10 protein-coding genes and 1 pseudogene are annotated in these 13,661 nt (G+C 39.3%); 1 reads left to right on the forward strand and 10 read right to left on the reverse strand.

Going from position 1 to position 13,661, the window contains the following annotated elements; all coding sequences use genetic code 11:
* Positions 1-182 precede the first annotated feature (182 nt).
* The 5 genes and pseudogenes from AC0KTX_RS09745 to iolA all read right to left on the reverse strand — a co-directional run bounded on the left by AC0KTX_RS09745 (position 183) and on the right by iolA (position 5,227).
* Positions 183-350, reverse strand: coding sequence for a hypothetical protein (locus tag AC0KTX_RS09745; protein WP_474252014.1), 168 nt, complete (start codon positions 348-350; stop codon positions 183-185).
* Positions 351-875: 525 nt separating this feature from the next.
* Complete coding sequence (locus AC0KTX_RS09750) at positions 876-1,814, reverse strand: aldo/keto reductase (protein WP_474252015.1); 939 nt, start codon at positions 1,812-1,814, stop codon at positions 876-878.
* Between the two features lie 383 nt (positions 1,815-2,197).
* The gene (locus tag AC0KTX_RS09755) at positions 2,198-2,536 is read right to left on the reverse strand and encodes a L,D-transpeptidase (RefSeq protein ID WP_474252016.1); all 339 of its coding nucleotides are present in this window, start codon (positions 2,534-2,536) and stop codon (positions 2,198-2,200) included.
* Between the two features lie 721 nt (positions 2,537-3,257).
* Positions 3,258-3,584: pseudogene (locus tag AC0KTX_RS09760) on the reverse strand (5-deoxy-glucuronate isomerase); the annotation flags it as partial.
* Positions 3,585-3,763: 179 nt separating this feature from the next.
* Positions 3,764-5,227 carry a methylmalonate-semialdehyde dehydrogenase gene (iolA, locus tag AC0KTX_RS09765; RefSeq protein WP_474252017.1) on the reverse strand — a complete coding sequence of 488 codons (1,464 nt, stop codon included), beginning with the start codon at positions 5,225-5,227 and terminating at the stop codon, positions 3,764-3,766.
* Positions 5,228-5,544: 317 nt separating this feature from the next.
* On the opposite strand from iolA, the gene AC0KTX_RS09770 reads away from it, so the two are divergent.
* Positions 5,545-6,309 (forward strand): DeoR/GlpR family DNA-binding transcription regulator, encoded by a 765-nt coding sequence (locus AC0KTX_RS09770; protein WP_474252018.1) that lies wholly within the window; start codon positions 5,545-5,547, stop codon positions 6,307-6,309.
* 150 nt (positions 6,310-6,459) lie between these two features.
* On the opposite strand, the gene AC0KTX_RS09775 is transcribed toward AC0KTX_RS09770, so the two are convergent.
* The 5 genes from AC0KTX_RS09775 to AC0KTX_RS09795 all read right to left on the reverse strand — a co-directional run bounded on the left by AC0KTX_RS09775 (position 6,460) and on the right by AC0KTX_RS09795 (position 13,261).
* Positions 6,460-7,230: an alpha/beta hydrolase gene (locus tag AC0KTX_RS09775; RefSeq protein WP_474252019.1), complete on the reverse strand. Its 771-nt coding sequence runs from the start codon at positions 7,228-7,230 to the stop codon at positions 6,460-6,462.
* A gap of 507 nt (positions 7,231-7,737) precedes the next feature.
* Positions 7,738-8,160 carry a transcriptional regulator MntR gene (mntR, locus tag AC0KTX_RS09780; protein WP_474252020.1) on the reverse strand — a complete coding sequence of 141 codons (423 nt, stop codon included), beginning with the start codon at positions 8,158-8,160 and terminating at the stop codon, positions 7,738-7,740.
* Between the two features lie 518 nt (positions 8,161-8,678).
* Positions 8,679-9,212, reverse strand: a complete 534-nt coding sequence (locus tag AC0KTX_RS09785; RefSeq protein WP_474252021.1) for a nitroreductase family protein — start codon at positions 9,210-9,212, stop codon at positions 8,679-8,681.
* Positions 9,213-9,481: 269 nt separating this feature from the next.
* Positions 9,482-11,404 carry an electron transport protein gene (locus tag AC0KTX_RS09790; RefSeq protein ID WP_474252022.1) on the reverse strand — a complete coding sequence of 641 codons (1,923 nt, stop codon included), beginning with the start codon at positions 11,402-11,404 and terminating at the stop codon, positions 9,482-9,484.
* A 327-nt stretch (positions 11,405-11,731) separates the two neighbouring features.
* Complete coding sequence (locus tag AC0KTX_RS09795; RefSeq protein WP_474252023.1) at positions 11,732-13,261, reverse strand: amidase; 1,530 nt, start codon at positions 13,259-13,261, stop codon at positions 11,732-11,734.
* Between the last annotated feature and the right edge of the window lie 400 nt (positions 13,262-13,661).

Consider the following 13,661-nt stretch of genomic DNA (forward strand, 5'->3'; position numbering starts at 1 on the left):
ATCTGCTTTCGGCTCGGGTGGCCGAACAATTGTTTAAACATAAAGTCCAGTTTTAAATCGAGGTATTCCTTCATAACAGGGATCATCCTTTCGAGGAGAATTTGGAGAGGAATAGAGGTTCATCTAAAGAAAAGCCAAAACCATTGACAGAGTTTTCAGACAAAAAAGAGCCCATCGCCTTTCTAATACGCACTTCTTGACAAATCCCAACCGGCAGCCGTTCTAATGAAAACTTTGCCACCAGATATATCGGGAACATATGTTCTGTTAATGTTATTGTAATATACATGATCTTCTCTTTCAACCACCAACATTTCGACAAATTTCGAACCAGCCAAACACCATTCCAAAAGGGTTAACTCCCACTCCCTTGGAAATAGATCCCAATTGTCTTCTGAAAACAGGAGGATGAGTAAAATTTTCCTCATTTTCCTTAAATGTAAATGGAGGCGGAAATAAAAGCATCATTATAAAAGACAAGCACTAGCCATGGTCTGCTGCCTTCTGTTTTATAGAGAACTTTAGACGGGTTTCTTCATGGCTTGCATTCCCTTTTAACTGTACAGTAAAAAATTCAAAAACCATCGAACAACTGAACCCAAAATGAAAATTATGTGCTGGGAATGGAATAAGCGATCTTGGTATTCTGATGGGAATAGGCAAGATCGCTCATTTTTTAATGACATTCGTTTTCAAGTCAATATTGAATTACCGCTTTAAAAACCATTGGATTTTTCCATACGTCCCAAGTCTATCTACAAATGAGACATGAAGCAAGGATATGTTGCCCGCCGCCCCGCTTGTCAAAAGGGTTCAGGAATATGAACGCTGAATGCAGTCGAGCTTTTCAGGTTTCAATGAAATTTGCAATTCTATTATTGCTGCTGGAAAATACGGTCAATTTCGTTGGTTTCTTCATTTGTCAACTGAACATCCAATGTTTTCAAGTTGCTCAGCACTTGGTCGGCTCTTTTCGCTCCCGGAATGATCACATCGATGGTATCGCGTGTTAAATACCAAGCAAGGACGATGTGAGCTACTTCCGCCTTTTTCGCTTCTGCTATTTTGCGTATCTTTTCCACTTTTTCTAAGTTTTGCGCAAATGTCTCTTTTTGAAAATAAGGAAGGTCTTTACGAAAATCATTCACAGTCATTTCTTTCGTATACTTGCCTGCCAATATTCCGGCAGCCAGCGGAAAGTAAGGAACAAATGAAATATTATGTTCTTTTAAATACGGCAGCAGTTCTTTTTCAGCATCCCGTTTTAATAAATTATATTCACCTTGGTAAACATCGACATAACCATCTTTATTCGCTTCTTTCAATTGATCAATTGAAAAGTTTGAAACACCGATCGCCCTGATTTTCCCTTCATCTTTCAATTGCTTTAAAGCCCCGACTGCTTCGTCTTTTGGCGTATGTTCATCAGGAAAATGGATATAGAATAAATCGATGTAATCCGTTTGCAGCCGTTGTAAGCTGTTCTCAACTGCCTGTTTTAAAAAGGAAGGAGAATTGTCAAATACAACATCTTCACCGACAAATTTATGCGCCCCTTTTGTTGCAATCACAACCTCTGAACGGTTCCCTCTTTCTTTTAAAACCTCGCCAATCAGTTCTTCTGAACGTTTCGGTCCGTATATAAAAGCAGTATCCAAAAAATTAATGCCGTGATCCAAAGCAGTGCGAACCAAATCTTTTCCTGCTTCTTCGTCAAGATTCGGGTAAAGATTGTGGCCACCAACCGCATTTGTTCCAAGTCCAATCGGATTTACATATAAATCTGTTTTTCCAATTCGATTTTGGGTTGCCATTGTCTCATCTCCTTTTTTTCTATATTACTAAATTTTTCATAATATGTATAATTTTTTGTCTTTCACTGTTGCTAACCATATATATACCACTCCGCTTTAGATGAAGCGGCGGGCTTGTTAAACTCATTTTCAGTTACGCCTTTTCCAGGAAATAAGTTTGCGGAGGCTTCATGCAAAGCGACATAATTCCATTGCAAATTTTGTTTGGTAAAAACGAATGAATATACTGCCGTTTGCTTTATTCGAATTGGCAAAAACACCTTAGCCTCGTATGTTAAATTTCAATATTGTCAATATCTCAGATGTATTTCATTTTCCTGTTAAAGGTTGAAAAGACCACCTCCCTTTCACATTCAGTCCTTTCAAAAGAAGATCCCATGAGATTACTTCCGTATCACAACATTTGTGCCAATCGGAACGAGTTTGGCCAGTTCCAGCACATCTTCGTTGTACATGCGGATGCAACCGTGGGAGACCATTCTGCCAATAGAAGAAGGATTGTTTGTTCCGTGAATGCCGTAATGTTTTTTAGATAATCCAAGCCAAAACGCCCCAAAAGGGCCGCCCGGATTCGGCGCTTTATTGACGATGGTAAATTGACCATACGGCGTTTTAGTGGCAATTTTTCCAACACCAACAGGATAAGTTTTCACCACTCGGTTTGCATCCAAAAGATAAAGTTTGCGGTCAGAGGTATCAACAATAATCCGGTAATTGGGCATTATATCCCTCCATATGCTTTCATTCCCTCAGGCGCAAACGGCGCATGGGGAGTGGGTAACTGACGTATGATTCCGGCGCCCTTGTCCCTTCATCCATTAAGCCGTCCTGTGGAAGAGCCGGCAAAAATCCGTTTTGGCCGGAATGGTTACATACGTTCCTTTTGCACAATATGGAGAAAAGGTGTTTGATGTGACAATAAAATGGATTAACGGAATTTTTTTGATGGCCCGCCGCAAAAAAGTTCGGCTTCCCGAAAGACCAAACAATTTATGAAAAGCGACAAATGGGGGATAATCGCTGTATTCTCATTTCTATTGCACCGATTCAAATTAGGAAGAAATATAAAAAATAATCTCCAAATAATTATTTCAGCTATCATACTTAATCATGGGATCGTCTAAATTAGGTAACGTTGCAACGTAAAGGAAACCGAAAACAAGTAAAACGGATTAAATTGACATACTCCAACCGCAATTACTCGGTCAAATGATGACAAAAGATAAAATCATTATCAAAATTGATAACTGGATCAAGAGAAGACCTCCATCAAAATGTATGATGCTTACATTTATATAGAGCGCCTTCTCATTTTTAGCGGAATTAGCCTCAAAAGCTATTTTACAAATCGGTTAACAAAATCATATTTGCAATTCTAGAACTATTGTTTAAACTATCAAAAATTTTTAAACATTTCTTTTGAACTGTTATTCACCTTTTCATAACGCGCGCTTTTGTTACTCCTTCAACCTCAAAATGCCGCTGATTGGAAACATACACGCTGTCCGTCGGGATCTTGTCAAATACGCTTTCCCGAGTGCCTAAATTTTCGAAATTTTCATCACCAACTGAAACATTAATTTTTCCCGTTAAGGCGACGATGCAACATTCTTGGTTTCCTAATAATTCCGAATATTTTGCGTTCGGATCTAAATCGATGACTTTAAATCCCACATATTCCAAAGGAGAGTTTTCTGATGTTACTTCATGAACAACTGTTACTCCCTTTTCGATTTCTTTTTTATCCGGTTTTCGCAGCAAATAACTCATATATACCTCCCTCACATGGCGGCGGTTTTCTTTTTCTTAAAGGAAAGAAAACCGAAAAAACAATTGTTTTCTTAAAGCTTTTGACAAAGCCGTCGCGCTCTCTTTTCCGACTCATTTTCAGGCTCATAAAGCTGAATAATGAGCCTGAAGGTTGAATTTTCTATCACACTACCAATCTATTATTTAAAACTCGGCGTTTTGTAGCGCGCTGTGACAACCTTTTTGCGCGTATAAAAATCAACGCTGTCTTTTCCGTTGGCGTGCAATGTTCCAAAGAACGAAGACTTCCATCCGGAGAACGGGAAGAACGCCATTGGAGCCGGCACTCCTAAGTTAACGCCTAGCATACCTGCATCAATATTTTCGCGGAAATAGCGAATGGCTTGAGCGTTCGTTGTAAAAATACATGCGCCGTTGGCAAACTCAGATCTATTTGCAATTTCGATCGCTTCTTTTAAATGTTTCACCCGAATGATCGATAAGACAGGTGCAAAAATTTCGTCCTTCCAAATGGTCATATCGGTTGTAACATTGTCAAAAATCGTAAGTCCGATAAAAAACCCGTCGTCTGTTGCGCGATTGCGTCCGTCACATACCAAGGTTGCGCCTTCTTCAACACCCTTTTCAATATAACGGATCGTGCGTTTTTTATTTTCTTCTCGGATGACCGGTCCTAGCAAGACACCGTCATCAAGGCCGTTGCCCATTTTAATATTTTCTGTTTCTTCTTTTAACTTGGCGATAAATTGATCAGCAATTTCTTCTTCCACCGTCACAACTGAACATGCCATGCATCGTTCTCCTGCTGATCCGAATGCTGAAGAAATAATGTTGGTAACAGCATCATCCAAGTTGGCATCCTTTAACACAATCGTATGGTTTTTCGCTCCAGTCAACGCCTGAACACGTTTTAAATTTTCACTAGCCCGTTTATAAACATATTCGCCAACCGGTTTGGAGCCAACGAACGAAATCGCTTTGATATCCGGATGCTCCAAGATTCCGTTGACAACATCATGCGCACCATTTACCACATTTAATACACCTTTTGGAAGACCCGCTTCTGTAAATAAGTTGACTAATTTTTCAACTAAGAGCGGTGTTCTTTCGGATGGTTTTAAAATAAAGGTATTGCCAAGCGCTATTGCCATCGGGAACATCCAGCAAGGCACCATCATCGGGAAGTTAAACGGGGTAATCCCGCCGACCACGCCGATCGGATAGCGGTAATTGGTCGCCTCAATATCAGTCGCAATCGTTGATAAAGAATCCCCCATCATTAAAGTAGGCACTCCTGCCGCAAACTCTACATTTTCTATTCCGCGCTGAACTTCTCCTAATGCTTCAGAATAACTTTTTCCATTTTCAATCGTAATGATCCGCGCTAATTCTTCCCTATGCTTTATTAACAGCTGCTGAAAATTAAATAGGATTCTTGCACGGCGAGGAACAGGGACATTTTTCCATTCCTCAAAAGCTTTTTTGGCCACTTCAACAGCTTCATCCACTTCCTCTTTTGTTGATAGCGGAACTTGGCCAATTACTTCTTTTGTAGCAGGATTGTAGACTTCCTCATATTTTGTCGTTTTGCTCTCAACCCATTCTCCATTAATGAAATTTTTCAACTTTATTACCTCCGACATTTTCTGTCCCCCTTCATTCTCAACACTGATCAGTTATAAATCATACACATTGGAAATGTTCCTAAAAAATTTTGGTTAAATTATTGTTATATTCTAGTTATATTTTGGTTATATCTCGATTTTTATCATAATATTAAAAGCGTTTTCAGTCAACAAAAATTTCAAAATATTTGTGCGATCAATGTTGAAATCTTCATTATTATTGAACTTATAAAGTAATAAAGATATAATTAACGTTGATGGTTAAGTTTTGGTTAACTTTATATTCCATTTTGGATATTTGCCAGTGAAAATTAAAGAAAGCATGAGGGATCCATATGTTAAAATCTAAACGAATAGAACAAATAGAAAAATATGTTTTTGAACATCAAACCGTTTCATTGGATGAGCTTGTCAAGGTGTTCAATGTATCGAAAAACACCATTCGGCGCGATGTTCAGCAATTAGTCGAACGGGGAACGATCAAAAAAGTGTACGGAGGAGTCGCTGTTAATCACACAACATTAGAATCATTTACAGTCAGACAAACCCGCAATCAAAGACAGAAAAAAGCGGTTGCCAAAGCAGCCGCAAATTTTGTAGAAGATGGCGATATCATTTATATTGACTCGGGAACAACAACATTGGAAATGGTGGAGTATTTGCAAACAAAACAGGTCACGATTATTACAAACAATTTGGATTTTATTATCAATTCCTACCCTTACCCAAACTTAAACGTTCTGTCAACAGGCGGAGTGTTTGAACGGAAAACCAAATCGTTTGTCAGTTTCAAAAATATGGATTTATTGCAAACATACAATATCAATAAAGCTTTCATGGCGTCAACCGGCATCTCGATTTCAAATGGCGTAACCAATTCCTCCCCTCTCGAAAGCGAAATAAAACAGACAGTTGTTCGGAGAAGCGAACAAGTTTATTTATTGGTCGACCATGATAAATTTGATAAATATGCTTTAATGACTTATTGCAGGCTTGAGGAGGTTGATTATATCATCACGGATTCTGCGCCAAGCGAGAAATATCAGGAATTTGCCAAAAAACACGATATCCAGCTTGTCATTGCGGATGCAGTGGAATAACGACATTATTTCACGCTAAAAAAATGATAGCTGAGAAATGAGATGCAGTTTTTCCGCTTGCATGCATGATTTTTTTATGTTGAGAGGGAAAACGTAAAAAAACATGCTTCTATCCTCATGGGATAAAAGCATGTTTTTTAATCCCCATTATTACTTATTTCCCAACGGGAGCCAGGATAGGACATCTTGGATTTTCTTATCCCAATAGCCCCATTCGTGTTCGCCCGGCTCTTCTTCGTATGTATAGTCGAACGAAGATTTTTCGAACGCCTCTTTTAATTGTAAATTCCTTTCATAAAGAAAATCTTCCGTACCGCAGCATTGGTAAATTTTCGGTTTTGAACCGTCCATTTGTTGACATTTTTCGATTAAATAAAAAAGGTCATTTTCCGTTCCGGCAGCTTCCTCGCCAAACGCAAGGAATAGGTCATTGTTCAGCGGACTGTTTTCATCTTTGTAGATCAAATTGGCAGTCGATAAACCGGCTGCTGCGGCAAATTGTTCAGGCTTGCTTAACGCCCACTTGAAAGCCCCGTAGCCCCCCATCGATAGCCCGGCCACAAAGTTGTCTTCCCGCTTATCTGACAAAGGGAAAAACGACCGGCACACCTTTGGAAGTTCTTCGCTTAAAAAAGTCCAATATTTATATCCGTATTGCATATCGGCATAAAAGCTCCGATGTACTTGCGGCATCACAACAGCCAGCCCCAACGGCGCTACATATCGTTCGATTGATGTTCTCCTAAGCCATATTGAATCGTCATCAGACAATCCATGGAGCAAATAAAGCGTTGGATGAAGCGCTTTCATTTTTGCCCCTTTCATTCCAATTTGATTTGTCGTCTCCTGCGGCAAAATGACTGTCATGGAAGTACTGAGTCCTAGCGTTTCTGAAAAAAATCTGCATTGAATCAATGCCATCGCCATCGTCCCTTCTTTTCATAACTTGATGAAACTTTCTATCATATTTAATATAAACCAATTCGTTCCATGATTCTATCAATTCAGATTATTTTATTTTCCAGCTAAATATCAACCGACAGCAGATGGAGTTCTTTTCCGTTTGTTCAAGCTGGGAGGGAAAATCGGGATGTTTAAGTTTTCAGAAAAAGACGTAATGTCTATATAATGAATACATTTGTTTTTAAAACAACCGCCCACCATTTTAATCGCCCAAAATGTAGGAATTTTTTTTTTGCAAACTATACCGATATTTACATGCGAGGGATATGGAATGGAGAAAAAGATTGTTAAAGACAATTGATTTTTAGAAACAAAACAAATCGTATTGACTGCTGAGCAAATCAAACTGTTTTTAACAATTTACAATATAAAAAGCGTAACACTAGTTTATGATTCATAATCGGTTTTCCTTAAACAATCATGAACATGTTTCTATCAAAAAACGCCTCCTTAACAGGAGCCGTTCTAATCCCGGTCTTGATCCATTTGGATTTTCCGCAAAACCTTTAAACGGTTTTCATCCTCTTCAAAATATTGAATGAGGTCGCCAATGCGATCGATCGCATCCCAGCTTAAATGATGCTCAATACCTTCCACATCATGATAAATATTCTCTTCCTTGACACCAATCATTCTTAGAAATTGTTCCAGCAGATCATGCCGATAAACGAGGCGTTTGCCGATTTTTTTGCCTTTTGGGGTTAATACAAGACCTCTATACTTTTCATATACTAAATATTCATCTTTGTCGAGCCTTTGCACCATTTTGGTGACGGAAGAAGGATGGACGGACAACGCTTCTGCGATATCCGAAACCCTTGCATATCCTTTATTTTCTATTAGTAAATAAATTTGCTCTATATAATCTTCCATGCTTGGGGTTGGCATTCGTTCTCCTCCATTAAAATCACAATAATGCTTTGTAATACAAAGTTTACTATATAAACGCAATGTTAGACAAGCTGATGAAAAATGTAAACGGACTTACGGGGGAAGCAAGCTAACGTCTGTTGCATTTCTGTAAACTTTCTTACTCTCCCTTCTTCCAATAAAATTTTTTAAAATTGTTGCCGCTTTCGTTTTCAACTAAAATAAACAAGACAGTGCCAACTTAATGATGATGCTTACAAACGTTCAAAAAAAGTGTTATTAATCTTCAATGTTGCTGTGATTTCAGCTTCTCTTTAAAAATCAATAAATGTGATTTGGGAATCGCCAAAACAGAAGTTTGCCCAAAATGGTGGAAATATATGGATCAGATTTTAAAAACAAACGAAGATTACATTCCTGTCATATTTGCGAAGTTTTTCATCTTAATGGACTCTATAAATTCCCCAAATTTTTTTATAAATCTCTTTCCGTATTCCTATAAACGGAAAGAGATTTCTCATAGGAGTCTTGCATTATTATTTAGAAACGCCAAAACGCTCATAATGAAGAATGGCTTCCCGCAAATGCATATTTTTGGCTTGGGGCCATTTTTCAGGATAACCTAAACCTAATATCGCAACAATTCGGCGATCTTCAGGAATGTCTAATGCTTTTCGGACATATTCTTCCCTTTTTTCGGCTTCTTCCGGGTCGGCATTATTGTATACAGCACCAAACCCTACGCCAATCTCTAATTCCGTTGCTGACAACCAGATGAACGCACATGCAATCGAGGCATCCTGAAGCCAATACTTGCTGACATTCGGACAACCAGTCACGATGATTGCAGCTTGGGCTTCTGCAAGCCAAGAGACAAAAGGAGTAGAATGCGATAAATATGTAAGCTTTTCTTTCTCCTTCACCAGAATAAACTCCCGGGACGGCAAATTATTCCCGGTTGGGCTTAAATAGGCCGAATCCAAAATTTTCTCGAGATCAGAAGCAGCAATTTGTTTTTCTGAAAAATGCGTAATTTCTCTTCTTTTACGTATTGCTTCAAAAACATCCATAAAGATTTCACCCCATTGTTTACTTTTTAAAATTCAATGTATTTCCGACTATTCCTATTAATTTTATAAATATTTTAACATTCTATTAAAAAATTGTCATCCTTTCCTATTCAACCTTTCAAACGAAAAAGAGCCGTCACATATTTCCAAATAAAAGACCAAAGAATATTGATTTAACAGTATTCTTTGGTCTTACTTTTTTCATGATTGGGCTGAAAAACCATTTTTTGGACAACCTATTCCATATTTTTTCATTTCCCATTTCCTTTTCATGAAGTAATAGAAAGCAAATAGTCAATTAACGCATCCTGTTCTGATTTTGTAAATCCTGTTGATTGGTCAACCCAATATTCATGGCCGATTCCTTTAATGTGCAAATCCTTAAGCTGTTGAGAAGAGAGATTGGCTTTGATCACTTTTGCACGCAAATTCTTATCAATAATGGCGCGCAGGCTGTTTGCCGGATCAGGTGTGATGCCTTTTAAAATGGTGCCTGTTACACCGATTTCCCTGTTTAAATCTTTTCCAACCGCTATACTGCCGTCATGCAAATACGGAGCTGTCCAATACAATCCGATCAGGCTCGGAACTTTATAGCCTCCTGGTGAATCTCCCAACGCAAAGGCCAATGTCAATTGCTCCCGGTCAAGATGATTTGTCGGTACTTTTACAACATCCGGATTTTTGGGGAGGGGAATTTTTGTGTCTGGCGGATAAAATAAAGATTCACCCATAACTTTCCCGTATTTTTTCAATGCTTTTGCCCTCGATGGTTCAGTTCCGATTTCCTTAACCGAAATCACTTTATGATTTGTTAATGCATTTCCAGCATGACAGGAAATACAATTTGCTTTGACAAACACTTTTCTCCCCCGTTCAACAGCCAATTGCGAAATTTTTGTTTTTGGTTTGGGAGGGCGGATCGTATTTTGCCATGCAGCCACACCGTTATTTTGTTCATTAAATTTATAGCCCGGACTGCTCACAATTAGTCCGTCGGGCGCTGCCAACGACACTTTTGGAAATTGCGGAGGAGCGACAAGTTGATTTACTCCGGGAACACCGGGAGTAGGATCAACGGATTGAAAAAATTCAGAAGGCTTTATACCGCTCTTCGGATGATAGCGGAAATCAGGGTTTGCTGCGTTTTGCAAAATGGTTCCTAAATAAACTTCTTTGTCCATGCCAAAAAGTTCCTGGCTAATTTCTGATTGAGAGAGTGAGTCGGCGTTCTGGGCATGAACATTGTTGCTAAATGCAGCTAATCCCCGAAAAGATCCAGCCGCGGCAAATCCGCTCCAGCCATACGGATGATCCCCTAAAGTAAAAGAATCTGGAATATCGGTTGGATTGCTGACTAAATCAATGGATGAGTCAAAATGGCCATGCGGCCACTTGCTGAAGGTTTCGTCAACAGCTTTTTCCAGCAATTCCGGATCAGGCAATGATTCTTTTGTTCCTTTTGAAGTGGTAACGGAGCGATCAGCAGATTCTTTTATATAATCCTTGATATTCGCAATATTGGCATGGGTAAAATAGGAACTTGAATTTGTTGCTAAAGATAATAATAAACCAAGATTTAAATCGCTATTCGGCGCTCCTTCAATCACTTGTTTCGTATTTTCATCAACAGTCGCATGGCAAGCGGCGCAGCTGATCCCGACTCTAACTTTCCCTTTTGAAACGGAAACGGGCATTCCAAGAGGAGCATATGTACCTTTTACAACATCTATTCCTGTATCAATCTTTTCGCCTTTCTTGTATGTTTTGCCGCCTATGGTGATATCCTCAGCCAGTTCGACACGTAAATTTGTTGTTCCTTCCCCTTTCAGTGCAATAATTGCCTTGGCAATATTGCCAATAGTAAACGGACCGTCTATGATCCCCATAATATCTGTTAAAAAAAACTCATTCCCAAATGTTTCCTCATAAAATGTGTCTCTTCCGATTTTTAGCAATCGTTGATCAATCTCCACCGCCCCATTTTTGGCCAATTTCGTTCCGCTTCCTGTTTCGGGGATTTTTGTTATTTGTTTGCCCCAAATATCATAGTTTTTATGTTTATTTGCAACATACGGCATGACCCTTTCTTTTTTCGGAGTATAACCATAACGAAAATCTGCAAAAAAGAAGAAAAAAATGCCGATGACCAATATTACAAAAATTCCGATCAAAAGCCTCAGATAGTTCATGCTTTCTTGATGTCCTCCTTCTCATGTATCGGCTATTAAGTAATATTTCTTCGTGAAAGCAGAATTATACTGAAGCTGCCAAACAAGCAAATTGGGAAAAAAGAGAAATGGATGTTCGAAAGGTATTTTTCTAAGCGGATCCTTCAAAAAAGAAGAAATGCGAAAAGAAGGGCTGCCCCTTCCATCGATTATTTTTTAGGGGGGTTCTTAAATGTTTATTTATGCCTAGTTCACCTCATTAGTATAAGTTTGAACTGCTAATCCGGTTTATTTATACCATAGTATTGGTAACCGCAAAATAGCAAGGCTGGTCAGTTTATGATTTCCTTATCTCGCAGCAACGGAAACACGTCCATAAGCAGTTTGATAAGCGTGAGCAGCGCGCAGCACGATATCATCTTCCCCATGTCTGCCAATAATCATCATCCCAATTGGAAGTCCTTCCGATTTTCCGCACGGAACGTTCATCGCCGGATGACCGGTTATATTAAAGGGGGAAGTATTATGAATCATTTCTAAAGCTCGTTTTACAATTTCCTCTTTCGAAGCATTGAATGGAGGAATTTTTGTTGCCTTCATCGGGGTTGTCGGCATGATTAACACATCATATTTTTGGAAAGCTTCATGGTAACTTTGTGTTAATTTTCTGGCTAAATTTTGGGCAATAGCGTAATATTTTCCATTATATTGTTCCTGCATAAATTGACCAAGCAACATTGTTAATTTAACTGTTTCGGAAAAATCATCAGCCCTCCATTTTCTCGCTTTTCCATATGCATCCAGAAGTTTCGTGCTGTAATGCCCCTTCCAATTTGTTCCCATACCATTCCCTTTGAGCATTAAGGAAGTAAGCCCTTCCGTTCCAATTCCATTCCATATGTGAATTCCGTCCCGATGCATCGGAATCGATACCTCTTCTACAACTGCTCCAAGATTTTGAAAAGAATAAGCCGCTTCTCTGACCGCTTGATCGACATCTTCTTCCGATAAACCTTCCCAGCCAAATCCTTCTGTTACAATGCCTACTTTGATTCCCTCTGCATGGCCGATAAGAGATTCTGTGTACGGCTTTACTTGCAATCCGGACTGTCTCGGATCTAATCCATCATCGCCAGCAATTACTTCAAGCAATAATGCGACATCCTCCACTGTTTTTGCGATTGGTCCCGCGTGATCAATTGTTTGTTCAATTGGAAATATCCCTGTATAGGGAACAAGTCCGTATGTCGGTTTTAACCCATAAACACCGCACCAAGCGCTTGGCATGCGGATGGAACCTCCTTGGTCTCCGCCAATGGCCATATCAACTTCGCCAGCGGCAACCAATGCCGCACAACCGCTGGAAGATCCCCCTGTCGATCGAGTTGTATCATGCGGATTTAACACAGGTCCGGTTGCAGCTGTATGGCTGCCCCCTGACAGACATAAATCTTCACAAACAGCTTTCCCAACGATTTCGCCGCCATTGTCCAAAATTCTTGTCACAACGGTTGCATCTTCGTCCGGCACAAAACCTTCCAGAATACTGGAGCCATTCATCATGGGAACCCCAGCTAAACAAATATTATCTTTCAAAACAACCTTTTTCCCTGTTAATTTCCCGGAACTATTCCCTTTAATACTTGTTTTCCAATACCAAGCGTTGTACGCATTTTCTTTCTTGTCAGGGCGATACCCCGGAGTACGCGGATATTTTACCGGAAGTGCAGGTTCTGCCAGTTCATGTAAACGATTGTAAGATTCAATGGTTGGCTGCAACATTTCTTGGTAGAAAAGCAAGTCATCATCTGTAAGGTGCAGGTGAAATTCCTCTGCTATTTTTTTCAATTGTTCAATTGTAGGTTTTTTCACAGCCATATCATTTCCTCCACCTTTCTTTCCTTTTCAGGATGATCCTGTTTAGAACAGTATACTCTCTTCATACATAGAAATAACATTTTTATGGCATGTTTTTTAACATAATTTTTTCCCAATCTGGTTGGCTGTGAAAAATCGGGTAGCTTGCAAGGCATAATTGTACTTCATCACCCTTCCCTGCCCACATCGGGAACTAATAACTAACGTGTATGTTGAATGATCGCCTTTTCTATCGCAAGCAGCCAAAAAAAACAATTAAGCTGGGCTATGGCAAATTATGATTTACTTTAAAGTAGAAATTTCCGCTAAAAAGGGAGTCCGAAAATCGAATCGGCTCACCCTTTTTTGGTTCCTAAATCCTGTGAAGTCTAGGAATTTGCAGAAAGAGAAGCGGACACAA

This window comes from Aeribacillus sp. JST-2, assembly GCF_056032925.1.

Coding starts and splice junctions, on each gene's coding strand:
- AC0KTX_RS09750 (WP_474252015.1), bottom strand. CDS start 1,814: ATGGCAACCCAAAATCGAATTGGAAAAACAGATTTATATGTAAATCCG.
- AC0KTX_RS09755 (WP_474252016.1), bottom strand. CDS start 2,536: ATGCCCAATTACCGGATTATTGTTGATACCTCTGACCGCAAACTTTAT.
- iolA (WP_474252017.1), bottom strand. CDS start 5,227: ATGTCGGAGGTAATAAAGTTGAAAAATTTCATTAATGGAGAATGGGTT.
- AC0KTX_RS09770 (WP_474252018.1), top strand. CDS start 5,545: ATGTTAAAATCTAAACGAATAGAACAAATAGAAAAATATGTTTTTGAA.
- AC0KTX_RS09775 (WP_474252019.1), bottom strand. CDS start 7,230: ATGGCATTGATTCAATGCAGATTTTTTTCAGAAACGCTAGGACTCAGT.
- mntR (WP_474252020.1), bottom strand. CDS start 8,160: ATGCCAACCCCAAGCATGGAAGATTATATAGAGCAAATTTATTTACTA.
- AC0KTX_RS09785 (WP_474252021.1), bottom strand. CDS start 9,212: ATGGATGTTTTTGAAGCAATACGTAAAAGAAGAGAAATTACGCATTTT.
- AC0KTX_RS09790 (WP_474252022.1), bottom strand. CDS start 11,404: ATGAACTATCTGAGGCTTTTGATCGGAATTTTTGTAATATTGGTCATC.
- AC0KTX_RS09795 (WP_474252023.1), bottom strand. CDS start 13,261: ATGGCTGTGAAAAAACCTACAATTGAACAATTGAAAAAAATAGCAGAG.